Raw genomic sequence first — 24,363 nt, forward strand, 5'->3', positions numbered from 1 at the left:
ACGACTCACTCATTTCGGAGCCTGACAAAAATGAAATTGAAAAAACTACTCGCCGTTGCCCTGTTTTCTGCTGCTGTCGTGCACGCCCCTGCCGCTTTCTCCGCTGAAACGGGTGGCTCCATCATTATCGGTTCGGCGGACTTCCCGGAAAGCCAGCTGATTGCCACTATTTATCAGCAGGCGCTGGCGGCGAAAAACGTCAAGGTGCAAACCAAACTTAATATCGGCAGCCGTGAGGTATATATGCCTGCGCTGCTTGACGGCTCAATCAACCTGATCCCGGAATACAGCGGTGCCACGCTGAGTTATCTCGACGAAAAAACCCAGGCGCACTCTTCTGAAGATGTGGCAGCGGCGCTGGCGAAAGCGCTGCCTGAGAAAATCAAAATGCTGGATATTTCTGCAGCGCAGGACAGCGATGTGCTGGCAGTGACTGAAAAAACTGCCAAAAAATACAATTTGAAAGATATCAGTGACCTGGCGCCGGTGGCGAAAATGCTGGTACTGGGTGGCCCGGCAGAATGGAAAACCCGTCGTGAAGGGGTGAAAGGGCTGAACGAAGTCTACGGCCTGACCTTTAAGAATTTCAAAGTGCTTGACGTCGCGGGTCCGCTGACGCTGTCTGCACTGACCAACAATCAGATTCAGGTCGCGGACATGACCTCAACCGATCCGGCAATGAAAACGAAGAATCTGGTGGCACTGGAAGATTCCAGACACTTATTCCCGGCACAAAACATTGTGCCGCTGATTGCAAAAGACAAAGCCAGCGAGGTGGTTGAAACCACGCTGAACAATGTATCCAGACAACTGACCACCAGCGATTTAATCGTGATGAACGGCAAACTGGCGAATTTCGAAAGTGTGGATGCTGTGGCAAAAGAGTGGCTGACCGGGCACGGGCTGAATAAATGATGAGGCGCACTGTCATCTTAGGCACGGCGGAAACCTCCGTCCGTGACATCGCAGATATCGCTTACGGGGCGCCGGTGCTGCCGGACCCGTTAGCATCAGACGCCATGCTGATCGTGCACGAGAAAATCAGGCAGGCAATGGCTGACAATCACGTCATTTACGGCCTGACCACCGGCGTGGGCGACCTGGTCACTCAGCGCCTGTCGCCGGAGCAAATCTCCGACGTGCAGCTCAATATGCTGAAAAGCCATGCCTGCGGTACAGGGCCGGTTCTGGCGCAGCATGAAGTGCGGGCGATGATGGCGGTAATGATGAAATCCCTGTTGCAGGGGTTCAGCGGTGTCAGCCCGGCACTGGTGCAGACGATGGCCGACATGCTCAACAAGGGAGTGACGCCGTGGTCACCCGCCAAAGGGTCAGTCGGTTATCTGATTGCCACCGCTCATATCGGGCTGTCGGTGTTCGGCTATGGAAAATCGTTCTATCAGGGCGAACTGTTACCTGCGCGGGAAGCACTGGAACGGGCCGGAATTGCTGTACGCACTCCCGGCCCGCGTGAAGGCCATGCACTGGTCAGCGGCACGTATGAAATCACTGGACTGGGTTGTCTGGCGGCGGAAACCTTCCGCGAATTGCTGCCGGTAGCGGATGCCGCGGGCGGCATGAGCCTGGAGGTGCTGAAGGGGAACATCCGCGGGTATGACGCCCGCCTTCATGCGCTTCGCCCACACGACGGGCAGCAGGAAACCGCGCGGGTTTTGCGCAGTTTACTGCGTGACAGTGAGATCCTCGATAAATACCGTGATTTTCGCGTGCAGGACGCGCTGAGTCTGCGCTGCATTCCGCAAATGCACGGCGCGGCGCGGGATGTGCTGAGTTATTGCCTGAAAACGCTGACTACGGAAGTGAATTCTGTCACGGATAATCCGGTGTTTATGGTCGAAGACGGCGAGCTGAATGTACTTCCGGGCGGCAACGGACACGGTGCGCCGGTGGCGCTGTGTCTGGATGCGCTGGCGATTGCCATTGTGCAACTCAGTACGGGTTCGCAGGCCCGTTCTGACCGCCTGACGAACAGCCATCTCAGCGGGTTGCCGGCTTTTCTGGTGGCCAATGGCGGGGCGCATTCAGGGATGATGATCCCGCCGTATGCTGCGGCCGCGCTGGCAGGGGAAAACCGTGCGCTGGCGGCACCGGCCAGCGTGCATACCGTTTCCACCTGTGCCGGACAGGAAGATCACATTTCCATGGGCGTGACGGCGGCACGCAATGCTATTGATGCCGTTGAAAATGCCATTGATATCGTGGCGATAGAAATCCTGTGTGCCACACAGGCGGTGGAATTCCACCGGCCACTGCGCGCGTCGGCGGGCACAGAAACCGTGCTGTCTCTGGTGCGTGAGCAGGTGGCCTTCCGGCAGAGTGACGAGGAAATGTATCCGGATATGCTGGCCATCCGCCAGCTCATCAAACAGGGCGATATCTTGCGCGCGCTGACACCTTTGATTTTCGCAGACACCGTTGGGGGAGAAACCGCATGAATGTATCAAAGACATCCCGGCCGCTGGAAGGGATCAAAGTGCTCGACCTTTCCCGCGTGCTGGCCGGGCCTTACTGCGCGTCGTTGCTCAATGATCTGGGTGCGGAAGTGATCAAAATTGAAATGCCGGGTAAAGGCGACGATTCCCGTGATTTCACCCCGCATGTTAATGGCGAAAGCACCTATTTCATGCTGCTTAATCACGGCAAAAAAAGCCTGACGCTGAACCTCAAATCACCGCAAGGCCGGGCCGTGCTGGAGCAACTGATCGAAAGCGTGGATGTGCTGGTGGAAAATTTTCGTCCCGGTGTGACCACCCGCCTGGGCATTGATTATGACGCCGTAAAGAAGATCAATCCCAGGCTGGTGTATGCGAGTATTTCCGGTTTTGGTCAGCAGGGACCGCTGGCGCATAAAGCTGCTTACGATCATGTGATCCAGGCGATGGGCGGCATTATGCAGGTCACCGGCTGGGCGAACGGCGAACCGACTCGGGTGGGGGATGCGATTGGTGATGTGGTGTCGGGTCTGTACTGTTCGTGGGGTATTCTGGCGGCATTGCTGCAACGGGGCATTACCGGACTCGGGCAACATGTGGATGTCGCGATGCTTGATGCGATGGTGTCGATGCAAATGGTTTCGCTGACACAGCTGCTGGGCGGTATGCCGCTGGCCGGGCGACTGGGTAATGCACATCCGATCAGCGCCCCCATGGACAGCTACCGTGCGGCAGACGGCTATCTGGTGCTTGCCGTCGCCAATGACAGCCTGTTCCGCCGTCTGGCGCAGGCCATTGGCAAACCGGAAGTCGTGCAGGATGCACGCTTTGCGACGGATCCGCAGCGCCTGAAACATCAGTACGAATTACGGGTGCTGATTGAAGAGTGGTTGCATGACAAAACGGTGGACGGGGCGCTCGCCCTGCTCGATGCCAGTGGTATTCCCGCCGCACCGGTCTGGGGACTGGATGAACTGCTGCAAAGCCCGCATGCCGCGGAACGTGGATTACTGCATCAGGTGAGGCATCCGGTCGCTGGTGAAATCAGTATCTTACCGCAGCCGGTGAAGCTGAGCGGTATGATCCAGCAACCCGATTTAATGCCGCCACAGCTTGGCGAGCACACCCGTGCCATTCTCAGTGCGCAACTGGGGCTGTCTTCACAGGAGATGGACACACTTGCGCAACAGGGCGTTATTTAACCGGAGACAGATAATATGGAACTAACGCAGGTTGCTGTCATTGGCGCGGGTACGATGGGCGCGCGGATCGCTGCGGTATTTGCCGCCAGCGGCTTTAAGGTGGCACTTTATTCACGTACTGAAAACTCACTGCACAAGGCTGCAAACGTAATCGACAGTATCAACGCCGGGCTGACGGCGTCGGTCACGTTTACGACGTCCATGGCGGAATGTCTGAAAGGCGCGAAGATTGTTTCGGAGAATATCGCTGAGGTGCTGGCGCTCAAGCAGCAGATTTTCAAGGAGATTGAAAAACATGTCAGCGACGACTGTCTGCTGACCACCAACACCTCCAGCGTCCCGGTCAGCCAGATTGCCAGCGTACTGGCGGTGCCGTCGCGCTTTATCGGCCTGCACTGGTTTAATCCGGCGGATGTGATGCCGATGGTGGAAATTGTCTGCGGACCGCAAACCCATGAAAATACGCGTCAGCAGGTCGATGCGCTTTGTCAGCAACTGGGTAAACAGACGGTGACCATTCATAAAGAAGCGCCGGGTTTTATCGTCAACCGGCTGCAATACGCCATGCTACGTGAGGCGTTGCACCTGGTCACAGCCGGAATTGCCAGCATCGAAGACGTGGACTTCGCTGTACAAAGTACGCTTGCCCCGCGCTGGTCGGCAATGGGGCCGCTGAAGCTGATGGATTTTGCCGGACTGGACACGGTGAAAAATGTCGCCGCGATATTACTGCCTGCCTTATCGCGCGACGAGGCGCTGCCGCCGTGGTTGCTGGCGAAAATTGGGCAGGGCAATCTGGGCACCAAAACCGGCGCCGGGTTTTATCCGTGGACGGCGCAGGCTATTGAAGAAGGTCTCGCGCACCGTAACGCCACAATCCTTGCCATCAGCGGGAGGCAAAAATCATGAGCGAACTTATCCGCTGTGAACGTCATCAGGGCGTGGCGCATATCATTCTTAACCGGCCGGAAAAACTTAACGCCCTGAGTGCAGAAATGCTGACGCAATTGCTGGAGAAAATGCGCGAACTGGACGGTGATAAACAGATCCGCGCGATGGTGATTTCCGGATCCGCGCGTGCGTTTGCTGCGGGTGCCGATACCGGCACGCTGGCCACCGCCTCAGCGATAGCCCTTTACACCAGTGGTTTCAGTGAAAAGTGGGATCAGATTGCTGCCATTGAAACGCCCGTTGTCGCGGCGTTATCCGGTTATGCACTGGGCGGCGGGCTGGAACTGGCGTTGCTGTGCGATATCGTGATTGCCGATGACACGGCCATTATCGGGCTGCCGGAAACGCACATCGGGATTATCCCCGGCGCGGGAGGGACGCAGCGACTGGTTAAATCGGTGGGGAAATCACTGGCGATGGAAATCATCCTTGCCGGGCGAAAAATCACCGCCACAGAAGCGCTGGCGGCCGGACTGATCAGCCGTATCACCCCGCCGGAAACATTAACGGAACAGGCGTTAAAGATTGCGCAGAATATTTCCCGTGCCGCACCACTCGCCGTTAAGATGGCCAAAAAAGCCGTGCTTGCGAGTTTCGATATGGGCTTAACGGCGGGCATCAGTTACGAACGTTCGTTGTCGGCCCTGATTGCGGCCAGTGACGACCGCAGCGAAGGCATGCGTGCACTGGCGGCGAAAGAACTGGCGGCGTTTACCGGCCAATAACGTCCGGTAAAATACGCCAGCCGCCGTGCGACATACAAGGCAGGAATAATGTCATCAAACCGATCACTATCAGAAGTCATTGCGGACGCCGGAGACGAGCCTTCTCCGCTGTATAAGCAGGTGAAACAGGGGATCATTAATCAGATCCTGCACGGACACTGGCAACCGCATCAGCGCGTGCCGTCAGAAAGTGAACTGGTCGCCGAACTCGGGCTTAGCCGCATGACCATAAACCGGGCATTGCGCGAGTTAACCACGGAGGGCTATCTGCTGCGTTTGCAGGGCGTCGGCACCTTTGTCAATGAAATGAAAGCATTCACGCCGATGCTGGAAGTGAATAACATTTCTGACGAAATTAAGAGCCGCGGGCACTTTCATACCTCCCGCGTATTGCAGCTGGGTAAGCAAATTGCCGGTGACAGCATGGCGATGAACTTTATGCTGCTGCCCGGCGTGGTGTTGTTTCATTCGGTGATTGTGCATTACGAAAATGACATTCCGGTGCAACTGGAAGACCGGCTAGTGAATCCGGACATCGCACCGTTGTATTTACACCAGGATTTCACTAAAACGACGCCTTTCGCCTATCTGACCCAGCTGGCACCGCTGACGGCGGGCGAACATACCATTGAAGCGGTGATGGCCAGCAACGACGAACAGCGCCTGCTGAATATTCATCAGACCGAGCCGTGCCTGCAAACCCTGCGCCGCACCTGGCATCATGAAAAAGTGGTGACCTGCGCCCGGCTGTTGTATCCGGGCGGGCGCTACAAAATGTTCGGCAGCTTTAAGAAATAAACTGAACAGAAGCAGGCAAAGATTCAGGAGGACTGTGGCTTGTGACTTCGACGGTAAACTCTGTAGTTAACGGGTCATTAACGACTCAGGATTTTACTGATGAAATTGCTGCTTACGATGCTTAGAACCGCTGGGGCCGTTTATGTCTGAACCCCGCGGCCTGCCTGATAAAGATGAAGTACTGGAATGGAACGTGATTGAATAGCGGCGCGAGTTTGGAGGGTTCCGTCTGCCAGCCATTTTCTGCCATGTGCATAACATGCCGTTATGGCAGGGTTTATGAGCGTCCCTGGCGAAAAGATCTTTTTTAACTCCGTCTATCCGTTTTAGTGATAGTCGGCAACGATACCATCACGTTGCTGTCGGGTGTAAACCAGGGAAACATCGTGACAGGCCCCTAAGCCGAGGCGGAATTCTTTACCATTGATACGATAGTTGAGATACCGGAGATGTGAACCGCCTGGATTGACTAAAAGGGTCAGGCCATGAGAATCGGATACTTTGAATGGTTTAGTGGATGGTTTTAAGCTGCGGATTTTAGTGTCATGAAGAGACATAGGATGGTCACTTCATAATCGAACTGAAATGACCCCAAATCAGACCACTAATCTTTCCCGATGCGAGGGGGAAATGAAAATGCATCTGGAAGACTTTTCACACTAACTTGTTGAATCTGTATCGTATAAAATTCGTGAAGATGCATGAAAATATAAATTTGGCTCCTCTGACTGGACTCGAACCAGTGACATACGGATTAACAGTCCGCCGTTCTACCGACTGAACTACAGAGGAATTGTTTGAACGGGGCGCATAGTAACGGCCACGCCGGATCATGTCAAAGCTCTTTTTCATAAATTCGTGCGACTGCTGAAATAGTCGCCACAATGGCGATTTACGTCATAGAAGAAGGGTCTGCACTACGGCTTCACGCGGCAAAAGCGGCACGTAAATCTGAGGTGTTTATGAGGTGTTCTGACGCGGTAAAGCGCTTGTCAGAAGGCATTGTGCGTGATTTAACCGGATAGTTTTTTATGGCCGTCACAAAGTTCCGATTCTGGCTTTGTCAGCAGCAGAAACGAAACGTAGATTCCATTTCAACCCTGAACTGAATATCCGGAGTTGAAATGAATAAAGTCAGAATCGGCATGATTGGCAGCGGCTATATCGGGCGCTGCCACGCGATAGCCTATGCCCAGGCCCCCACCGTATTTGCGCTGAAAGGCGAAATCGTGCGGGAGATGCTGGCCGAAGTGAATCCTGAGCTGGCGGCGCGTCAGGCGGCAACCTTTGGTTTTTCTCGCTCTACCGGCGACTGGCGCGCGCTGGTCAGCGATCCGGCGATTGATGTGGTAGATATCTGCGCACCCAACTTCCTGCACAAAGAGATGGCGCTGGAGGCGATACGCCATGGCAAGCACGTCTATTCAGAAAAGCCGCTGTCGCTGAGCGTGGCGGATGCGCAGGAGATGGTGGCGGCCGCCGAAGCGGCAGGGGTGAAAACGCTGGTCGGCTTTAACTACATGAAAAACCCGACCAGCCAGCTGGCAAAAGAGATCATTGCCAGAGGCGAGATTGGTGACGTGGTGCATTTCTACGGCACCCATAACGAAGATTATCTCGCCAGACCGGAAACGCCGCTCGACTGGCACTGCCAGAAAGCGCTGGCAGGGCTCGGCGCGCTGGGCGATCTGGCGGCGCACATCGTGAATATGGCGCACTACCTGGTCGGGGATATTACCGAGGTCAGCGGCGACATGATGACGGTCATCACCTCACGGCCCGACCCGAAAGAACCTGCGCGACTGTTACCGGTAGAAAACGAAGATCAGGCCAGCGCGCTGCTGCGCTTCCGCAATGGCGCACACGGCGTGATTGAAACCTCGCGTATCGCCTGTGGCGCAAAAATGGGCCTGACCTATGTTGTCACCGGCACAAAAGGCACGCTGCGCTACACCCAGGAGCGCATGGCGGAACTGGAGCTTTATCTGCATGACGAACCTGCCGGGCGACAGGGATTTAAAACCATCCTGACCGGACCGGCCCATCCTGACTACGCGAACTTCTGCGTTTCAGCCGGACACGGCATCGGGTTTAACGATCAGAAAACGGTGGAGATCCGCGACCTGATCAACGGTATCGCGGCGGGCGATCGCATGTGGCCCGATTTTGCCGAGGGATTGCAGGTGCAGAGGGTGCTGGAAGCGATTGCCCACTCCGCAGAGCAGCGCCGCTGGGTCGAGGTGTAAGGCAGAATCTGAGAAAGAGAAGATATAGCGAGTGGCAGACTACGGAGTTGAGTGAACAGGCGCGAAGGGCGGGAGTGTCCCGCCCGTATCCAGTCAGATCAGACCGCTTTTTTCCCACCACAGTTTATCCAGCGCATAGAAGCGGTCGCGCTGGCTCTCGGGCTGGCTGAGGTCGCGCTTCCAGGGCTTCGCCAGAATGTAGTGCAGGTTCTTCACCTCATCCCCCTGCCACAGACCGCTGTGCTGGAATGGCAGCGTTTTTAACGCATTGTAGATATACGAGAGCGGTTTCCAGCGATCGGCAAAGACTTCATTCAGCAGATCCTGCTCGGAGAAAGGATAAGCGCTGAGATCGTCAATCGCCGCAATCCGTTTTTCCAGTACATCGAACATCGCACTGTCGGGCTTAAGCACCAGAAAACCGCCGTTCAGGTAGTAGTCAACGCTCTCCGGAGCCTGCTCACCGCGTGCCTGCCAGGTGTAGTGGCACTGCTCGGGCTGCCATTCTGGCGGATAAGAGGCAATCTGGTTCGGATTACAGCGGCAGGCGTGACAGGCCGCCAGCGGATTATCGCCCAGATCCAGGGTAAACAGCTCGTCCATGTTCTGCAGCACCAGCATATCGGCATCCAGGAACACCACACGCTCATAATCGGTGAGCTGCCAGGCACGCAGCTTGGTCCAGACCTCGCCAAACTGCGCCGAGGCGTAATGCTGATCGAGATCGTCGCGCGGATAGAGTGGTTCAACCGGTTTAATCACACAGCCCTCATCCTGCAGACTCTGACAGTCAGCGTCTGAAATGGCTGGCGTGGTCATCACCATCAGTGGCCACTGGCTCTGGCTCTCCTGCAGCGAACGGTGCAGCGCTTTCACGCCCACCAGATAATCGGGTTGTGTTAACAGCGTTACCCAGGCAAACATAGCTTTCCTCAATCAGTCAAAAAGTGGCGTGATGTAGTCGTTCCCCAGTCGGCCCTGCGGGTCGAGCTGGCTGCGCAGGGCGCGGAAGGCGTCCCACTGCGGATAGATCTCACGCCAGTTGTAGCGTTCTTCGTCGTAATACTTGCCCCAGTGCGGGCGTCCGCCCTCTTCGGCGAGCAGTTTTTCCACTTCGGTCAGGAAGTGCAGCCCTTCCTGGGACAGCGAGCCATCGTCGGCGTAATAGACCACAAAGCCGAAAAAGCAGGTCGGCTGGCCAGCAGCCGGGCTGAGCCAGGCCGACGAGGCGCCGGTACAGCGCAGAATAATCGGGTAGTGCATGTGCGGACGATTCTCCGCATACCACTGCTTAATCCGGCGGATGATGGCCGGGGTTTTTGCCAGCGGCACGCCGATTTCCACATTGATCTGGGGCACCGCAATGCCGCGACAGAAGAGCTGGTAGATGTCACCGGTAACATCGGTGAAGTCGCGAAAACGGGTGACGGTACGGAATTGTTTTCCGCCTTTGCCCTGAATCTGCGTGTCGCGGTGCATATGCGCCAGCGTCTGGTCGATGGTGTCGTTGAGGCTGTCATCAACGTCACCCTCATGCTCGACCACCTGGCGACCCTGCGCTTCATAGCGCTGACGCTCTTCATCGCTCGCCTCATGGGCGTTCCAGACGTGCATCAGGTTGTCGTCAACAAACCACCAGGCCTTGCTCAGCGGATAGTCGTTGTTCCACTGCAGCAGATCCTCTTCCAGCGTATCGGCAGAGACAGCATTTTTGTGGCAGGTAAAGATCTTAAACGGCTGGGTGCGCAGGGTAACGGCAGTGACAATGCCCAGCGCCCCCAGCGAGACCTGCGCCGCCGGAAAGTCAGCGTCGCCGCGGACAAATTCCCGCACGCTGCCATCGGCCAGCACCATCCGTATGGCCAGCGCTTCATCGGCAATGGAACTCTGCTGCAAACCCTGACCGTGCGTACCGGTCGCCATCGCGCCTGCCAGCGTCTGAATCGCAATCACACCCGGCGATGACGCCAGCATCCGGTTCATGTCGGTCAGGCTGCGATAAACCTGCTCAAGCGGGGTGGCACCACCAAAGGTCACGCTCTGCTCATCACTGGCGAGCTGACCGCTCAGTGCGCTGAGATCGAGCAGTACATCGTTATCGGCGACATGCAGCATCCGGCCGGGCGACAGCTTGCTGCCGATCACCCGGATTTTGCCGTGTGATTCGCTGATCAGTTTCTGTAGTTCTGCTTCGCTGGCGGGACGCTGAACCTGATGATGAGTGCCAATTTGCGCATTCTGCGCCCAGTTCCACAGCGCATCATCATTGGGTTCAACATGGGTCTGGCGAAGCGGATAGAGGCGTGCGTCTCTGCTCACAACAGCATTCCTTATAATCGCATTTTAATGACAAGTTTAACTAAGCGTAGACTATTGCTAAGCGGAGCCGGGGCGGCGGACATTTATTTGCGGACATAGCGTAACGTTGCAGTGACAGCGAGCTGACGATTGCGGCGGATACTCTCGGCTTCGCTGTTGTCAGGACTGAACAGGGCGTTGAAGGTGTAGCGGTTTGAGACGTGATGCACGCAGATACTGCTGATCAGGCGATGGACATCGATGGTCTGCACATCACCAGTAAATACCCCCTGTTGCTGACCGCGCGCCAGGATGTCATCCAGCAGATCCAGTGCGCTGCGGTTCAGCGCTTTAATCTGCGGCGACTGGGTGATGTAGCGACCGCGCAGCAGGTTTTCACTGCAGACCAGCCGGATAAAATCGGGATGCTCGACGTGATAGTCAAAACTGGCTTCCACCAGTCGGGTCATGGCCAGTTCCGGCGCCATCGCCGCCAGATTCAGGCCGGTTTCATGCTGACGTATCTGCTGATAAACCTGCTCAAGTACGGCGATATAAAGCTGTTCTTTAGTGCCAAAGTGATAGACCACCATGCGTTTCGTGGTTTGCGCATGCTCAGCAATCTGCTCCAGCCTGGCACCCTGCATACCAAATTCAGCGAAGGTTTTCAGTGCGCCTGCAATAATGCGTTTCTTCAGCCCTTCAGGGTCATTTTTACGTTTTGTGAGTTCTGACATGGTGCTCAATAAGGTGATTCTGACCGGGGAATGTTAGCACAGTGTTGAGAGGCTGCGCGCAACCCCGGGCGCGGCAAATGCGGCAACCTGGCACACTCCGGACGATTGCAGGTATAATCCCGGGCATTATTTCACAGGTTCAGAGACGACAATGACAAAACTCACCTTGCAAGAGCAGATGCTGAAAGCGGGATTAGTATCCAGCAAGAAGATGGACAAGGTTCAGCGGACCGCCAAGAAATCCCGGGTTCAGGCGCGCGAAGCCAGAGCAGCAGTGGAAGATAACAAAAAAGCGCAGCTTGAGCGGGATAAGCAGCTGAACGAGCAGCAGAAGCTGGCTGTGCTGTCGAAAGAGTATAAAGCGCAGGTCAAGCAGCTGATCGAAATGAACAAAATTGCCGTGGAGAGGGGCAATATCAGCTTCAACTTCACCGACAATAATCTGATCAAAAAGATTATGGTGGATAAGCCGACGCAGGCTCAGCTGATCAATGGCCGTCTCGCCATTGCCCGCCTGGCGGCTGACGCGAATGGTGAAAGCCAGTACGCCATCATCCCGGCCAGCGTGGCGGATAAAATTGCCCAGCGTGATGCCAGCGCCATCGTCTTAAACAGCGCATTAAGCGAAGAAGCTCAGGACGAAGATGATCCTTATGCTGATTTCAAAGTGCCAGATGATCTGATGTGGTAATGGCGCGTTGATGCAGTCAGAAGGGGCTGGCGGCAGAGAGCTGCACTGTCTCGCCGCTGACAGGATGCAAAAACGTTAATCCACTGGCGTGCAACATCAGCCTCTCTGCCTGCTCAGCACCCGGCAGTAACAACCCGCCGTAAAGATCACAGCCCAGAATCGGATGCCCCAGATGCTGACAGTGAATGCGCAGCTGGTGGGTGCGTCCGGTTTCTGGTGTCAGCTCAACCCGCGTAACCGGCAACGCCTTTCCCTCTTTACCCTGATAATCAATGCGTTCGATGACCCGATAGCGTGAGCGCGCCGGCTTGCCCTGAATAGCGCATATCACCATGCGGGGAAACAGCGCCGGATCTTTGGCTATTGCGGCATCAATCACACCTTCATCATCGGCAAGGTGTCCGCACAGCAGTGCCTGATAGGTTTTGCTCACCGTGCGCTGGCTGAACTGCTGACAGAGGGCGGCATTAATCGCTTTGGTTCGTGCCACCACCATCAGCCCGGAGGTGCCAAAATCGAGCCGATGAACCAGCGTGCAGCCGGGAAAACGCGTTACCAGCCGATGATGCACGGAGTCGAGATTTTGCAGATTTTTGCCTGACAGGCTCAGCAGCCCGCTGGGTTTGTTGATCACCAGCAGATGATCGTCCTGAAACAGGAGAGTAATCTCATCAAAGCAGGGTGGGGCGATAAACGTATCGATAATGGCAGACATCGGGCAACCGGCAGCAGAATGGCAGGGGATCATAACCGATTGCCGGTTCACTGACGACGCCGGACTTCACCCTTATTCTTCCGTAACCGTTTCGCCACTTTGTGTGGGAAGCGAATGGCTGGCCTGATGCGTGCCGAATCCACCATGGGCAGCAAAAACTGAGCAAACCGTTGCGGCTAACAACGTGAGAAGAACAGAGAGTTTCATAGGTGCATCCGTCGCTGATAAGGCCAGCCAGTCTGGCAGGATGGACGGCAGAGACAAACAGAACAATCCGGAAAAAAACATTAAGTGTATTCTATCAGAAGGTTGCGAGATTCTTAGTGATTTATTCGGGCAGGTCCTGCTTTTACGACTACAGTCTCTGGTGAGGTTGTCATCAATTCGTACTAATGGAGGATTTTCTGTGTTAATTCAAATCGACGAGAAAGGCCACGTCATTATTGGCGAAGCGGCACTAAGCCTTGCCCTGGGTGAGAAAGAAATCAGTATCGCATCACTCTTTACTCAGCTGGGTTTTATGGCGAAATCTGAAAGCAACCCCGATCGGCTGACGCAAATCTCCGAAGCCAGGCGCTGGCTGAGTAGTTTTAAGTCACCGTCGGTTGCCCAACAGCAGGTGCCGTACCTGCAGACCCTTGCAGCCCTGAACGAAGAACTGAAGCAGCATTAACTGAACTGACGCCAGTGGACGTAGTCCGGCTCCGGCCGGAAAACGACGAAGCGGACGACCTCATCGGTTGCGCGAAGCGTATACCGGCCGGAGAAACTGTCATGGACGATACTTCTCCTGCCACCGCGATTTGATACCCATCTTTAAGAAGGCTTTCCTGAAGCCACAACCCTGCCGGCCCTGAAACAATAACTGACCCGGACGAATACGCTCCCGCGCCGGCTTTTTTCTGTGATTACTGTGATGCCTTGTCTGTGGCCAATTCATACTTCAGCCAGCCTCATTAAATCAGGCTGGCTGTATTAGCATGACGCTTAAGTCAAAGCGGCGCTGTGTATCAGAAGTTTTCCCAGCTGGATTCGGCTGATGCTTTAACCGGCATCGCGGGCACTAAACGCGGCGCCAGGGCATGTGCAGTCCGGCTGGGGGCACTTTGCCCGTCTGATAAGCGGAATACCGCCACCGTTTTTTCCAGCTCGTCTGCCTGCGCTTCCAGGGAACTGGCTGCGGCAGAAGACTCTTCAACCAGCGCGGCGTTCTGCTGCGTGGTGGTATCCATTTCGGACATTGCTGTCGCAATCTGGGAAATACCGCGATTCTGCTCGTCGGATGCGGCAGCAATCTCGCCCATGATGTCTTTGACCTGGCTGACCGAGCGGACGATATCATCCATCGTGCTTCCGGCGCGTTCCACAAACTCCGAACCATCATGAACCCGGTCAAGTGACTCGCGAATCAGCGTTTCAATCTCTTTGGCAGCCAGCGAACTGCGCTGGGCCAGATTTCTGACTTCACCGGCCACCACCGCAAACCCACGACCCTGTTCACCGGCGCGAGCCGCTTCAACCGCGGCATTTAATGCCAGTATATTGGTCTGGAAGGAGATGCTGTTGATGACGTGAATGATTTCACCAATTTTGCCTGAACTCTGGCTTATGTTGTTCATGGTGACGATAACATCACGGATAATCTCGCCACCGCGTCCGGCATTCACCGACGCATCTGTCGCCAGCTGGCTCGCATGGTGAGCATTTTCCGCATTCTGTTTCACCGTGGATGAGAGCTCTTCCATACTGGCCGCCGTCTGAACCACTGCCGCAGACTGTTGTTCGGTGCGGGATGACAGATCGGTATTACCTGCTGCAATCTCTGCCGAGGCACGCGCTACGCTGCTGACGCCATCGCGCACATTGGTAATGATGTTCTGCAGGCTGAGGTTCATCGCATCGACGGCCTGCATCAGTTGGCCCAGCTCATCACCCCGGGTGGTGTTCAGTGAGGTCGTTAAATCACCGCTGGCAATACGCTGCGCTGCATTCAGGGTCTCTTTCAATGGCAGCGTAATGTTGCGTGTAATCCGCCAGGCAATCAGCAGGCTCAGGACGACACAAATCAGCGCAGCAAAGGCGATGCGCCACTCTGCCTGTTTGATAAATTCAGCAGACAGCCGGGACTGGAAGGCAAAAGTATCAGAAACTGCCGCATTGAGCCGCTCTGCAGCTGTGGTCAGGTCCGCAGATTCGCTTTTTTCTTTCTCTGAAGCATCAACATAACGCGTCAATGCCTGACGTTGCTGCGTAAGGATAGTGATGACATTTTGCGTGACGGCATTGATCGCTGGCTGATTAAAACTGTCCAGTTGTTCACTCAGCGTATTGATGGCGGTGTACTCCTCAATAACCGCATCTCTGCTGGCCGCTGTTGGCTTATCGAGAAACGCTTTTTCGATATTCGCGGCATCAAACAGCGCGGCGGCCAGTTTCATGACCGGCAGCGCGGCGTCGGGTGCCATAGCCATATCAAGTAATTCAGACTGATGAGCAAGACTGATTAGCATGTCCGGTTTAATGGCAGCAAAGGCGACAGAGGTCACCTCCGCAGATGCCACGAACTTCTGGCGCTGATTTTGATAATCATTAAGTAACTGGCCCATCAGCGTAATTTTTTGCTGACCTTCATCATCCCACTTAAATCCACTCAGTCGTTGATAAAGGGTATCCAGCTCCTTAAGAGCCTGAACGTTCTTCGCGGCAAATTCAGGATTTTTGGTGTACTGGTAAAGCGTGCGATTAAGACGTGCTTTGCTTAACGTATTCACCATTTCCACGGTTGTCGTGCGGCGTGCAGAGTTGTCTTTAATACTGCGGAAACAGTCAAAAGCGATAAAGGTTATGGCGAGAGACGCCGCGATGACGACGATAAAACCGACGCCAAGTTTTTTCCCGATTTTAATACTGGAAATGCGTTGAGCAAGGCCCATGAGGTTCACCTTTATTGAGGTTCAAAAGCAGACAAAAGAAATTCAAATAATTCAATCCTGATCTTTTTATCGTCAGCTTCTGACAATACTTTAAGGCTATTTATTATTTATTCAGTAATCTTATTAATTAGAACTCCATTGTTTTGCGATGTAATTATCTGTCTGTTAAGTGATATATTTTTTATTTAAATGATTGATTAATATGGATAGTTAAAGGGGTTGCGTTGCGGGAAAGAGTCTTTACACTACCTGAATAAATATTTATTGATTTTGATCAATTAAATGAATGATGAAAATTAGCCTGAAAACATTCCAGCGATTTTAAAGATAAACTTATCAATAAAACGACATTTTAGAGGTTGTTCTGCCGTTAACGAACCGCTGCGGAAACTACTATTATTTCGCCAGCGCCCGGAGACCTCTGCCCCCTGTTCTTGCCCTGCAACATCTCATTTCCTGATCAAAAAGCGGAGAAACCTCTTCATTGCCATATTCCGGCTAAATAATCCCGGTTTTAGCATTTGTGATCGCCGTCGGTCTTCACTAAGAATGACAACAGAACGTGACGAGGATGATAAAAGCACTGAAGCCCGCAGCTTCGCTGGCTTCCGGTGCGGACAACAGATCGCGATAACTTTTCCCTCTGGGGGGAACATTTTAATTATCAGGAGAAAGGTTCCAGTGAAATATATAAAAGGAATGCCCCTTTTTGCCCTCGCGCTCAGTGCGCACGCCAGTTTTGCAGCCGAACCGTCAGTGCCTGCTGAAAGCAGCTTACATGTCAAAGCCGATCCGGCGCTGAAAAGCCTGATACCCGCGGATATCCTTAAGCGTGGCTATATTGTGGCGGGTACTAACCCGAATACGCCGCCCACCACCTTCTATAAAGAAGACAACAAAACGCTGGCGGGTCGTGAAATCGACATCATGAATGCGGTCGGTGAGCGTCTGGGCATCACCGTTCAGTGGCGCGACACCGGCGGCTTCGACAATATTATTCCTGGCCTGAAGACCGGACGTTACGACGTGGCGCTGTCAAACATCAATGCCACGCCGACCCGCCTGAAACAGATCGACTTTGTCGGTTACTACAATGCCAGCCTGCTGGGCATTATTTCCCGCAAAGACGCTAATATCGCCCCCTTTAAATCCCTCAGCGATGTGTGTGGCAAAGAGGTGGGCGCTGGCTCCGGTACGACTCAGGTGACGCGGCTGGAAGAGTCCAGCAAAGCCTGTGAAGCCGCCGGTAAACAACCGATCAAGGTAGCGATATTCCCGGATCGTCCGGCGGGCGTGCAGGCTGTAGTCAGCGGTCGCGTTCCCTTGTTCCTCGGTCCTTATGAAGGACTGCTGTGGCAGACCAAAGTGATCAAACCGCTGACCATGAGCGGTGAAATCACCGTGAATGATGCACCGGTCTCGGTCGCGTTCCCGAAAGACTCGCCGCTGGAGCCAGCCGTACAGGCGGCACTGAATTCGTTAATCAAAGATGGCAGCTACCGGAAAATCCTCGATAACTGGGGAATCGGTTTTGGTGCCGTGACCGAAGCCCGACGCAACGAAGAGATCTTTAAATGAGAGAAACTCCGGACCACACCGACGACCTGAAAATCGTCGGTAAACGCTACTATGGTCGCTGGCTGAGTGCGCTGGTGGTGCTGTTATGCGTGGTGGCGATGGCGCATTCGATGATTAACAATCCGCGCTTTGAATGGCAGGTGATTGCAGAGAACTTCACTGCGCCCTCTATTCTGCAGGGTGTGTTAATGACGCTGCAGCTCACGGCCATCTCGGTGGTGCTGGGATTCGCTTTTGGCACGGTGCTGGCGCTGATGCGCCTCTCTTCTAACCCGGTGCTGGTGGCGGTGAGCTGGGCTTACACCTGGTTTTTCCGTGGTGTGCCGATGCTGGTGCAGCTGTTTCTCTGGTACAACATCGCCGCGCTCTATCCCCGCATCGCGCTGTCGATCCCGGGATTAGGCGAACTCTGGAGCGCGCAGTCTAATGCGCTGGTGAGTCCATTTAGTGCGGCGGTGATCGCGCTGGTGATGCATCAGTCTGCCTATGCTGCAGAAATTGTACGCGCTGGTATCCAGAGCGTGGGTAATGGACAGATAGAAGCGGCCCGCGCCCTGGGATATCGCCCGGCGCAGATTTTCCGTCACACCGTTTTACCGCAGGCGATGCGCGCCATTATGCCGCCAGCGGGCAATGAGATTATCGGCCAGCTGAAAACCACCGCAGTGGTGTCGGTGATTTCTCTGCAGGATGTGCTGTTTTCGGCGCAGATTATTTATCAGCGCACCTATGAAGTAATCCCGCTGCTGCTGGTCGCAACCTTGTGGTATCTGCTGATGACCTCCGTGCTCTCTGTCGGCCAGTACTATGTCGAGCGCTACTTTGGTCGCGGTGTGGCGCGGCGAGAAAAGCGCAGCCTGCTGTCATCGTTACCGCGCTTTTCGCTGCCGAAAACGCAAAGGAGCGTGAGCAATGGCTGAAGCAATCGCGCTACGCAAAGTCACCAAGCGCTTCTCCGGCGTCACCATTCTCGACGAGGTTAATCTCGATATTCCTGCCGGATCGGTGACCGTAATTCTGGGGCCATCGGGTTCCGGTAAATCCACGCTGCTGCGCTGTATTAATCATCTTGAAAAACTGGATGGCGGCACGATCCGCATCGGCGGCCAGATGGTGGGATACCGGCAAAAAGGCCAGGCGCTGCACGAACTCAGCAGCAGTGCCATTGCCCGCCAGCGGGCGGAAATTGGCATGGTGTTTCAGCAGTTCAACCTGTTTCCGCACCGCACCGTGCTGCAGAACATTACGGATGCACCGATGCGGGTAAAAAAGCAGAGCCGTCATCAGGCCACGACCAAAGCGCTGGCGCTGCTGAAGCAGGTGGGGCTGTCTGGCCGCGAAGATGAGTGGCCGCAGAACCTCTCTGGTGGTCAGCAGCAGCGTGTGGCCATTGCCCGCGCGCTGGCGATGGATCCCGGCGTCATGCTGTTTGATGAACCGACCTCGGCACTTGACCCGGAGCTGGTAGGGGAAGTGCTGCAGGTGATTAAGCAACTGGCGCACTCCGGTATCACCATGGTGGTGGTCACGCATGAGATTGGCTTTGCCCGCGAGGTTGCCGACAACATCGTATTTATGGAGAGCGGCAGAATTGTCGCAGCGGGTCCGACGCAGCAGGTCCTCGACGATCCGGACAACGGACGTGTCAGAAACTTTATTGCAACGGTGCTTTGAGCACCGTTTCTTTTTTGGTAATCAGGAATCAGCATGACCCAGAAACCGGTAATGCACAGCGCCCACTGGGGCGCTTTTCACGTCCAGCACAGGGACGATCAACTGCTGATTGAGCCGTTCCACCGCGATCCCGATCCCAGCCCGCTATTGCAAAACTTCCGTCATGCACTCAATCATCCGGCGCGTGTCGCGCAGCCGATGATACGGCGTGGCTGGCTGGAAAACGGGCCAGGCCCGGATCAGCGTCGTGGTGCTGATGAGTATGTCGCGGTCAGCTGGGAAGAGGCCAGTCAGCGGGTGGCGCAGGAACTCAAGCGGGTTGGTGAAGCATACGGCCCGGAAGGCATCTTTGGCGGATCGTACGGCTGGTCAAGCGCAGGCCGTTTTCATCATGCGCAAAGCCAGGTGCACCGATTTCTGAACACCACGCTGGGCGGTTATGTCCGTTCGGTCAACAGCTACAGTTCCGGCGCGGCATCTGTCCTGCTGCCACACATTGTCGGTGACATGAACGAGATCGCCCGACGCGGCGTGAGCTGGGAGGAGATCGCCGCGCACAGCGAGGTGGTGCTGGCGTTTGGCGGCCTGGCGCTGAAAAATGCGCAGGTGGCCAGCGGCGGCCTGAGCGAACACACCGAGCGCGGTTTTATGCAGCGAGCGGCACAGCGCGGTACCCGGTTTATCTCAGTGAGCCCGCTGAAAAGCGATCTGCCTGAAGAGGCGCAGGGCGAGTGGCTGGCGCTGCGGCCCGGCACGGATGCGGCGTTTATGCTGGGTCTGCTGGCGGTGCTGATTGCGGAAGCGTTAACCGACGAGGCGTTTCTGGCGCGCTACTGTGTCGGCTGGCCGCAGATGGTCGCTTACATTCGCGGTGAAGAGGATGGCATAGTCCGTGACGCGCACTGGGCGGCTGAAATCTGCGGCGTCAGCAGCGATCTGATCGGTCAGTTTGCACGGCAGTTGCACGGTAAGCGCGTACTGGTGACCGTGGCTCATGCTTTGCAGCGTGCCGAGCATGGCGAACAGCCGGTGTGGCTCGGCCTGGTGCTGGCGGCGGCGCTCGGACAGCCAGGGCTGCCCGGCGGTGGATATACGTATGCACTGGGCGCGCTGGGCCATTATGGCAAGCATCATAATCTGGTCAGCTTTCCGGCCCTGCCGCAGGGTAAAAATGGCATTGACCGCTTTATTCCGGTGGCGCGTATCGCCGACATGCTGCTCAATCCCGGCACAAAGTTTGACTATAATGGCCGCCAGCTGACCTATCCCCATATCCGTCTGGCTTACTGGGCGGGAGGTAATCCGTTTCACCATCACCAGGATCTGGCCCGGCTGCGTCAGGCTTTCTGCCAGCTGGATACGCTGATCGTGCATGAAAGCGCCTGGACCGCCACGGCGCGTCATGCGGATATCGTCCTGCCCGCCACCATGACGCTGGAGCGCGAGGATATCGGCGGTGCGCCAACCGATCGCCATTTAATCGCCATGCAGCCGGTGGCGGCGCCTTACGCCGAAGCCCGGGATGATTACACGATTTTTCGTGACCTGGCCCGGCGGCTGGGCAGGGAAGCGGCATTCAGCGAAGGGCGTGATGCGCGTGGCTGGCTGCAGCATCTTTACGGCCAGCTGCAGGAAAAACTGGCCACTCATCAGGTGCAGGCACCTGATTTCAGTCAGTTCTGGCAGGAGGGCGTGCTGGAGCTGCCGCAGTTAAAGGATGGTGGCCGGATGATCAGGGCGTTTCGCGCCGACCCCGACGCCGCGCCACTGCCGACGCCAGGCGGAAAAATTGAAATTTTCTCCGCCACTATCGCCAGCTTTGGCTATGAAAATTGTCCCGGCCATCCGGTATGGCGTGAACCGCAGCAAACACCCAGCGCTGACTATCCGTTCTGGCTGATTGCCAATCAGCCCGCGACGCGTCTGCACAGCCAGCTCGATTTTGGTGATTACAGCCAGCGCAGCAAGCGGGACGGACGCGAAGTCTGTAGCCTGAACCGGGACGATGCGGCAGCACAGGCGATCGCGGATGGCGACATCATCGAACTCTTTAACGCGCGCGGCCATGTGCTCGCCAGCGCGCGTCTCACGGATACCATCATGCCTGGCGTAGTTCAGCTGCCAACCGGTGCCTGGTACGATCCGGTCGAGCCCACTGCCGCCCGTCCGTTATGCCGCCACGGTAATCCCAATGTGCTGACCATGGATATCGGCACGTCGTCGCTGACGCAGGGCTGCAGCGGCCAGATTACGGTAGTGCAGGTGCGGAAATTTGCCGGTGAGGTTACGCCGGTTCAGGCCTTCGTTCCGCCGCGCTAAGCCACTATCGGGTCAGCGCCCCGGTCAGCCTCTGCAACTCTGCCATGGAATGCAGCGCAGTGGCAGCAAGCAGTTCTGGCGACGCGTCACCCAGCGTCTGACGAAGCTTACTGCTGACATTCACGCCCTCCGCCAGCGATTGCTGGCGCGTACGGCGCTGATGCAGCGTTGTGCCATCCGCGAGCGTCAGCGTGACGACGTGAAAGCGCAGCGCGGGATTGATCGCATCGGGCGGCGCACTCTCATCCGATGTCCGTCGCACACGGGCGGCCAGCGGCATAACCTGATGATTGAGATCGCCTTCCGCAAAATCCTGCAGGCGCAAATCGCCATAAATCAGCATGGCGGCAATCACATATTCCAGGCTGAAGCGCGCTTCAATACCGTTAACCGGCACCCGTATCGAGGCGGCGATGTCACCGCCTGGCGGGAAGCCGACGGTGATATCAACAATCTGGCTCAGCAGCGCATCCAGCGGTTTACCCGCAGCCAGCCACTGCTGGCGCAGGCTGCGGGCCGCTTCTGCCGCACTATGCGTACCGGCGCAGGTCGGGAAGGGTTTGAATTCCAGTCCCGGCGTGCTGATCCGCCACGGGCTGCCCCAGTTTTCCAGCAATTTCTCCGGCTGAGCCTGGTCCGCGCTGCTGGCGGCAACAAAGGCTTCAATGACCCCTTGCTGGCGGCCATCGATTCCGGCCAGGGTCAGCTGAGCCGCGGTCACGGCCCGTTCGGCGGCAAAGCCTGCGTGCAGCGGTTTTACCGCCGAACCAAACTGAGCGCGTAAACCGCTGGCCTGGGTCGCCGCAATACCCAGCAGGGTGGCCGTGGCATCACTCTCCATCCCCAGCAGACGCGCCAGCGCCGCAGCTGCCGCAATGGTCCCCAGCGTCGCCGTGTTGTGGTAGCCCAGTGCGTAGTGTTGCTGGCTGATCGCCAGCCCCAGACGACCGGCCATCTCTATCCCCGTGACGTAAGCATCCAGAAACGGCTCCAGGCTTCTGGGCTGAACCCGTTGCCAGGCGAAAAGTGCAGGCAGGATCACGACGCTGGGATGACCGCGAAAATCGGCATGAAAGTCGTCGTAGTCCAGCGCATGTCCCGCATAGCCCAGCAGCAGCGCCTGTGAACGCACGCTGCCGTCGCTGTAAAGGGTGCGCAGAGCCGGTAAACCGCTATCCGGTACGGTGCCCTGCAGCACCGGCCAGCTCACCGCCATAAAATCCCGGATGCCTTCGCGCGCATGCTCACGTGCCGGAGCATCCGGCTGGCTGTACAGGATCGCTTCAGCCAGCGCGGCAGTCAGGGTCATTGTGGCTGCTCCGGAGAAAGGAGTGCCGCCCGTGCCAGGTCGGCCAGATAGCGCGCCGTTGGCAGCAGCACCTCATCATTAATGCGAAAAGCAGGGTGATGCAGCGCATAGGGTTCACCGGTGCCCACCATCATAAAGGCACCGGGCAACTGTTGCTGATAGAAGGCAAAATCTTCACCAATCGGACTCGCCTCGACCACGCGTGCTTCCAATCCGCTGCTTTCCGCCTGCTGCAAAGCAAAGTCCGCCCAGTGCGCATTATTTACTACCGAGGGTGGCCCGGCGTGCCAGGTAAAGCTCACCTGCGCATCAAAGGCTGACGCGATGCCCGCCACAATTGCCCGGAAGCGCTGCTCAAGACGCTGGCGGGTGGATGATGAAAACGAGCGCACCGTGCCCTCCAGCCAGGCGCTGTCCGGAATGACGTTCCAGGTGCTGCCGCTGTGGATCTGGGTGATAGAGACCACCGCGTTATCGGCAGAAGGGGCATTGCGGCTGATCAGCGTCTGCGCCGCCGAGACAATCTGTGCCGCGATGACAATCGGATCGTTGCCCTGATCGGGTCTGGCGGCATGGCTGCCGATACCGGTAATCGCAATTTCAAAACGGTCGACGGCGGCAGTGAGCGGCCCGGCTCTGGAACCGATGACGCCAGCAGGCAGTGAAGGATCGTTGTGAATACCGAAAATCGCCAGCGCGTCAGTTAATGCGCCGCTGGCAATCACCTCCGGCGCGCCCTGGCCGGTCTCTTCTGCGGCCTGAAACAGAATCCGTACCCGGCCTGGCAGGTTCGCTTCCTGCTGCTTTAACAGGATCGCCGCGCCCATTGCCGCTGCGCTGTGAAAATCATGACCGCAGGCGTGCATCACGCCCGGACGCTGCGAGCGAAAGCTGACGCCAGACTGCTCTTCAATCGGCAGCGCGTCGATATCGGCCCGCAGTACAATCAGCGGCCCCGCTGACGCCCCAATCTCCGCCACCAGGCCGGTTTTCAGCGGCAGATCGAGAATGCGTATCTGATGCTGTTCCAGCTGATCGCGCAGTCGGCGCGTAGTCTCAAACTCCTGATTCGACAGCTCCGGGAACTGATGCAGTTCGTGACGGAAGGCGATCAGCGGTTCGCCTAATGTCGAGGGGATAGTGATGCTCATTGTGGGTTTCCTTGTGCTGCTGTCTGGCGTCTCAGCCAGGCATCGTGTGCCACCGGGTCCAGTGCTTTCTTCATATAGAGGGTGATATGACCCTTGCCGAGGTCGCGGGTATGCATTGGCTGGAAGCCGCGCTTCAGGTACATCGCCTGCAGCCAGGGGTGACGGGTGGCCGTTCCCAGCGAGACCGCAGGAGCACGCAGCTGACCGATCAGAATCGCCTGTTCGACCCTTTCCAGCACCTGACGACCAAACTGCTGGCCGGGATAGTCAGGGTGCGCGCCGAACCAGCCAATATGCGGCAGACCAAACGGGCCGGGCAGCGGCCCCCAGGGATAGCGGATGGTCACTGACGAGACCATCTTCTCGTCAGCATAGAGCGCATACACCCCGTGGCTCTGCAGATGGCGCAGAGCCATAGCGCGGTCTGCGGTAGCGGCATCAAACTTAATGCCCAGCGCTTTCACCGGCGCATAGGCCGCATGCATCAGCGCCAGATAAACATCTGTTTCATCTTCTCTGACCTGACGAAAATCGAGTTGCATATTCTTTCCCGGAACACTGCCTGATAAGCAGTTAATTAATT

At 56.4% G+C, this 24,363-nt stretch carries 22 protein-coding genes, 1 tRNA gene and 1 pseudogene; 13 read left to right on the forward strand and 11 right to left on the reverse strand.

Annotated elements, in window-relative coordinates:
• Positions 1 to 30 precede the first annotated feature (30 nt).
• Genes ACTJKZ_RS02340 through hutC form a run of 6 tightly spaced genes read left to right on the forward strand, consistent with a single transcriptional unit; the run spans position 31 to position 6,129 of the window.
• Positions 31 to 915, forward strand: a complete 885-nt coding sequence (locus tag ACTJKZ_RS02340; protein ID WP_440829162.1) for an ABC transporter substrate-binding protein — start codon at positions 31 to 33, stop codon at positions 913 to 915.
• Positions 912 to 2,456 carry an HAL/PAL/TAL family ammonia-lyase gene (locus ACTJKZ_RS02345; RefSeq protein ID WP_440829163.1) on the forward strand — a complete coding sequence of 515 codons (1,545 nt, stop codon included), beginning with the start codon at positions 912 to 914 and terminating at the stop codon, positions 2,454 to 2,456. Before ACTJKZ_RS02340 ends, ACTJKZ_RS02345 begins: the two co-directional genes overlap by 4 nt.
• The gene (locus ACTJKZ_RS02350; protein WP_440829164.1) at positions 2,453 to 3,655 is read left to right on the forward strand and encodes a CaiB/BaiF CoA transferase family protein; all 1,203 of its coding nucleotides are present in this window, start codon (positions 2,453 to 2,455) and stop codon (positions 3,653 to 3,655) included. The genes ACTJKZ_RS02345 and ACTJKZ_RS02350 overlap by 4 nt, the downstream gene beginning before the upstream one ends.
• A gap of 15 nt (positions 3,656 to 3,670) precedes the next feature.
• Positions 3,671 to 4,564, forward strand: coding sequence for a 3-hydroxyacyl-CoA dehydrogenase family protein (locus tag ACTJKZ_RS02355; protein WP_440829165.1), 894 nt, complete (start codon positions 3,671 to 3,673; stop codon positions 4,562 to 4,564).
• The gene (locus tag ACTJKZ_RS02360; RefSeq protein ID WP_440829166.1) at positions 4,561 to 5,331 is read left to right on the forward strand and encodes an enoyl-CoA hydratase-related protein; all 771 of its coding nucleotides are present in this window, start codon (positions 4,561 to 4,563) and stop codon (positions 5,329 to 5,331) included. Before ACTJKZ_RS02355 ends, ACTJKZ_RS02360 begins: the two co-directional genes overlap by 4 nt.
• Before the next feature lie 48 nt (positions 5,332 to 5,379).
• Entirely contained in the window at positions 5,380 to 6,129 is a 750-nt protein-coding gene (hutC, locus tag ACTJKZ_RS02365; RefSeq protein WP_440829167.1) for a histidine utilization repressor, read from the forward strand.
• Positions 6,130 to 6,473: 344 nt separating this feature from the next.
• Here the strand turns inward: hutC and ACTJKZ_RS02370 are convergent.
• Together ACTJKZ_RS02370 and ACTJKZ_RS02375 are read right to left on the reverse strand one after the other, a co-directional pair.
• A pseudogene (locus tag ACTJKZ_RS02370) lies at positions 6,474 to 6,686 on the reverse strand (Arm DNA-binding domain-containing protein); the annotation flags it as partial.
• A 159-nt stretch (positions 6,687 to 6,845) separates the two neighbouring features.
• Positions 6,846 to 6,921, reverse strand: a tRNA-Asn gene (locus ACTJKZ_RS02375).
• 332 nt (positions 6,922 to 7,253) lie between these two features.
• Here ACTJKZ_RS02375 and ACTJKZ_RS02380 point away from each other — a divergent pair.
• Entirely contained in the window at positions 7,254 to 8,375 is a 1,122-nt protein-coding gene (locus tag ACTJKZ_RS02380) for a Gfo/Idh/MocA family protein (protein ID WP_161736846.1), read from the forward strand.
• Between the two features lie 93 nt (positions 8,376 to 8,468).
• On the opposite strand, the gene ACTJKZ_RS02385 is transcribed toward ACTJKZ_RS02380, so the two are convergent.
• The 3 genes from ACTJKZ_RS02385 to ACTJKZ_RS02395 all read right to left on the reverse strand — a co-directional run bounded on the left by ACTJKZ_RS02385 (position 8,469) and on the right by ACTJKZ_RS02395 (position 11,410).
• The gene (locus ACTJKZ_RS02385) at positions 8,469 to 9,299 is read right to left on the reverse strand and encodes a glycosyltransferase family 8 protein (protein WP_440829168.1); all 831 of its coding nucleotides are present in this window, start codon (positions 9,297 to 9,299) and stop codon (positions 8,469 to 8,471) included.
• 12 nt (positions 9,300 to 9,311) lie between these two features.
• Entirely contained in the window at positions 9,312 to 10,694 is a 1,383-nt protein-coding gene (locus ACTJKZ_RS02390) for a D-arabinono-1,4-lactone oxidase (RefSeq protein WP_161736848.1), read from the reverse strand.
• Positions 10,695 to 10,777: 83 nt separating this feature from the next.
• Positions 10,778 to 11,410 (reverse strand): TetR family transcriptional regulator, encoded by a 633-nt coding sequence (locus tag ACTJKZ_RS02395; RefSeq protein ID WP_161736849.1) that lies wholly within the window; start codon positions 11,408 to 11,410, stop codon positions 10,778 to 10,780.
• Between the two features lie 151 nt (positions 11,411 to 11,561).
• Between ACTJKZ_RS02395 and ACTJKZ_RS02400 the strand changes: the two genes are divergently transcribed.
• On the forward strand, positions 11,562 to 12,101 hold the full coding sequence (locus ACTJKZ_RS02400) for a DUF2058 domain-containing protein (protein ID WP_161736850.1): 540 nt from the start codon (positions 11,562 to 11,564) through the stop codon (positions 12,099 to 12,101).
• 16 nt (positions 12,102 to 12,117) lie between these two features.
• Here the strand turns inward: ACTJKZ_RS02400 and ACTJKZ_RS02405 are convergent, their stop codons facing one another.
• A complete protein-coding gene (locus ACTJKZ_RS02405) occupies positions 12,118 to 12,816 on the reverse strand; it encodes an RluA family pseudouridine synthase (RefSeq protein ID WP_161736851.1) in 699 nt (232 codons plus the stop codon).
• Positions 12,817 to 12,888: 72 nt separating this feature from the next.
• A complete protein-coding gene (locus ACTJKZ_RS02410; RefSeq protein ID WP_285088341.1) occupies positions 12,889 to 13,023 on the reverse strand; it encodes a hypothetical protein in 135 nt (44 codons plus the stop codon).
• 199 nt (positions 13,024 to 13,222) lie between these two features.
• Between ACTJKZ_RS02410 and ACTJKZ_RS02415 the strand changes: the two genes are divergently transcribed.
• A complete protein-coding gene (locus ACTJKZ_RS02415; RefSeq protein ID WP_161736853.1) occupies positions 13,223 to 13,489 on the forward strand; it encodes a hypothetical protein in 267 nt (88 codons plus the stop codon).
• A 337-nt stretch (positions 13,490 to 13,826) separates the two neighbouring features.
• On the opposite strand, the gene ACTJKZ_RS02420 is transcribed toward ACTJKZ_RS02415, so the two are convergent.
• Positions 13,827 to 15,749, reverse strand: a complete 1,923-nt coding sequence (locus tag ACTJKZ_RS02420; RefSeq protein WP_440829169.1) for a methyl-accepting chemotaxis protein — start codon at positions 15,747 to 15,749, stop codon at positions 13,827 to 13,829.
• Positions 15,750 to 16,430: 681 nt separating this feature from the next.
• Here ACTJKZ_RS02420 and ACTJKZ_RS02425 point away from each other — a divergent pair.
• From ACTJKZ_RS02425 to ACTJKZ_RS02440, 4 genes are read left to right on the forward strand one after another with little or no spacing between them, the layout of a single operon-like run.
• Positions 16,431 to 17,327 (forward strand): ABC transporter substrate-binding protein, encoded by an 897-nt coding sequence (locus tag ACTJKZ_RS02425; RefSeq protein WP_440829170.1) that lies wholly within the window; start codon positions 16,431 to 16,433, stop codon positions 17,325 to 17,327.
• Complete coding sequence (locus ACTJKZ_RS02430) at positions 17,324 to 18,247, forward strand: amino acid ABC transporter permease (protein ID WP_253419181.1); 924 nt, start codon at positions 17,324 to 17,326, stop codon at positions 18,245 to 18,247. The genes ACTJKZ_RS02425 and ACTJKZ_RS02430 overlap by 4 nt, the downstream gene beginning before the upstream one ends.
• Complete coding sequence (locus tag ACTJKZ_RS02435; RefSeq protein WP_013358395.1) at positions 18,240 to 19,001, forward strand: amino acid ABC transporter ATP-binding protein; 762 nt, start codon at positions 18,240 to 18,242, stop codon at positions 18,999 to 19,001. The genes ACTJKZ_RS02430 and ACTJKZ_RS02435 overlap by 8 nt, the downstream gene beginning before the upstream one ends.
• Before the next feature lie 33 nt (positions 19,002 to 19,034).
• Entirely contained in the window at positions 19,035 to 21,320 is a 2,286-nt protein-coding gene (locus ACTJKZ_RS02440; RefSeq protein ID WP_440829171.1) for a molybdopterin-dependent oxidoreductase, read from the forward strand.
• Between the two features lie 4 nt (positions 21,321 to 21,324).
• On the opposite strand, the gene ACTJKZ_RS02445 is transcribed toward ACTJKZ_RS02440, so the two are convergent.
• From ACTJKZ_RS02445 to ACTJKZ_RS02455, 3 genes are read right to left on the reverse strand one after another with little or no spacing between them, the layout of a single operon-like run.
• On the reverse strand, positions 21,325 to 22,629 hold the full coding sequence (locus tag ACTJKZ_RS02445; RefSeq protein ID WP_440829172.1) for an MmgE/PrpD family protein: 1,305 nt from the start codon (positions 22,627 to 22,629) through the stop codon (positions 21,325 to 21,327).
• Positions 22,626 to 23,780 (reverse strand): amidohydrolase, encoded by a 1,155-nt coding sequence (locus ACTJKZ_RS02450; protein WP_440829173.1) that lies wholly within the window; start codon positions 23,778 to 23,780, stop codon positions 22,626 to 22,628. Before ACTJKZ_RS02450 ends, ACTJKZ_RS02445 begins: the two co-directional genes overlap by 4 nt.
• On the reverse strand, positions 23,777 to 24,322 hold the full coding sequence (locus tag ACTJKZ_RS02455; RefSeq protein WP_440829174.1) for a GNAT family N-acetyltransferase: 546 nt from the start codon (positions 24,320 to 24,322) through the stop codon (positions 23,777 to 23,779). The genes ACTJKZ_RS02450 and ACTJKZ_RS02455 overlap by 4 nt, the downstream gene beginning before the upstream one ends.
• Positions 24,323 to 24,363: the final 41 nt, after the last annotated feature.

It is taken from the genome of Pantoea sp. 22096, from assembly GCF_052045955.1.
GTDB classification, from domain to species: domain Bacteria; phylum Pseudomonadota; class Gammaproteobacteria; order Enterobacterales; family Enterobacteriaceae; genus Pantoea; species Pantoea alfalfae.

Excerpts from the sequence above, each read along its gene's own strand:
- ACTJKZ_RS02340 (WP_440829162.1), top strand. The coding sequence starts at position 31 with ATGAAATTGAAAAAACTACTCGCCGTTGCCCTGTTTTCTGCTGCTGTC.
- ACTJKZ_RS02345 (WP_440829163.1), top strand. The coding sequence starts at position 912 with ATGATGAGGCGCACTGTCATCTTAGGCACGGCGGAAACCTCCGTCCGT.
- ACTJKZ_RS02350 (WP_440829164.1), top strand. The coding sequence starts at position 2,453 with ATGAATGTATCAAAGACATCCCGGCCGCTGGAAGGGATCAAAGTGCTC.
- ACTJKZ_RS02355 (WP_440829165.1), top strand. The coding sequence starts at position 3,671 with ATGGAACTAACGCAGGTTGCTGTCATTGGCGCGGGTACGATGGGCGCG.
- ACTJKZ_RS02360 (WP_440829166.1), top strand. The coding sequence starts at position 4,561 with ATGAGCGAACTTATCCGCTGTGAACGTCATCAGGGCGTGGCGCATATC.
- hutC (WP_440829167.1), top strand. The coding sequence starts at position 5,380 with ATGTCATCAAACCGATCACTATCAGAAGTCATTGCGGACGCCGGAGAC.
- ACTJKZ_RS02380 (WP_161736846.1), top strand. The coding sequence starts at position 7,254 with ATGAATAAAGTCAGAATCGGCATGATTGGCAGCGGCTATATCGGGCGC.
- ACTJKZ_RS02385 (WP_440829168.1), bottom strand. The coding sequence starts at position 9,299 with ATGTTTGCCTGGGTAACGCTGTTAACACAACCCGATTATCTGGTGGGC.
- ACTJKZ_RS02395 (WP_161736849.1), bottom strand. The coding sequence starts at position 11,410 with ATGTCAGAACTCACAAAACGTAAAAATGACCCTGAAGGGCTGAAGAAA.
- ACTJKZ_RS02400 (WP_161736850.1), top strand. The coding sequence starts at position 11,562 with ATGACAAAACTCACCTTGCAAGAGCAGATGCTGAAAGCGGGATTAGTA.
- ACTJKZ_RS02405 (WP_161736851.1), bottom strand. The coding sequence starts at position 12,816 with ATGTCTGCCATTATCGATACGTTTATCGCCCCACCCTGCTTTGATGAG.
- ACTJKZ_RS02410 (WP_285088341.1), bottom strand. The coding sequence starts at position 13,023 with ATGAAACTCTCTGTTCTTCTCACGTTGTTAGCCGCAACGGTTTGCTCA.
- ACTJKZ_RS02420 (WP_440829169.1), bottom strand. The coding sequence starts at position 15,749 with ATGGGCCTTGCTCAACGCATTTCCAGTATTAAAATCGGGAAAAAACTT.
- ACTJKZ_RS02430 (WP_253419181.1), top strand. The coding sequence starts at position 17,324 with ATGAGAGAAACTCCGGACCACACCGACGACCTGAAAATCGTCGGTAAA.
- ACTJKZ_RS02435 (WP_013358395.1), top strand. The coding sequence starts at position 18,240 with ATGGCTGAAGCAATCGCGCTACGCAAAGTCACCAAGCGCTTCTCCGGC.
- ACTJKZ_RS02440 (WP_440829171.1), top strand. The coding sequence starts at position 19,035 with ATGACCCAGAAACCGGTAATGCACAGCGCCCACTGGGGCGCTTTTCAC.
- ACTJKZ_RS02445 (WP_440829172.1), bottom strand. The coding sequence starts at position 22,629 with ATGACCCTGACTGCCGCGCTGGCTGAAGCGATCCTGTACAGCCAGCCG.
- ACTJKZ_RS02450 (WP_440829173.1), bottom strand. The coding sequence starts at position 23,780 with ATGAGCATCACTATCCCCTCGACATTAGGCGAACCGCTGATCGCCTTC.
- ACTJKZ_RS02455 (WP_440829174.1), bottom strand. The coding sequence starts at position 24,322 with ATGCAACTCGATTTTCGTCAGGTCAGAGAAGATGAAACAGATGTTTAT.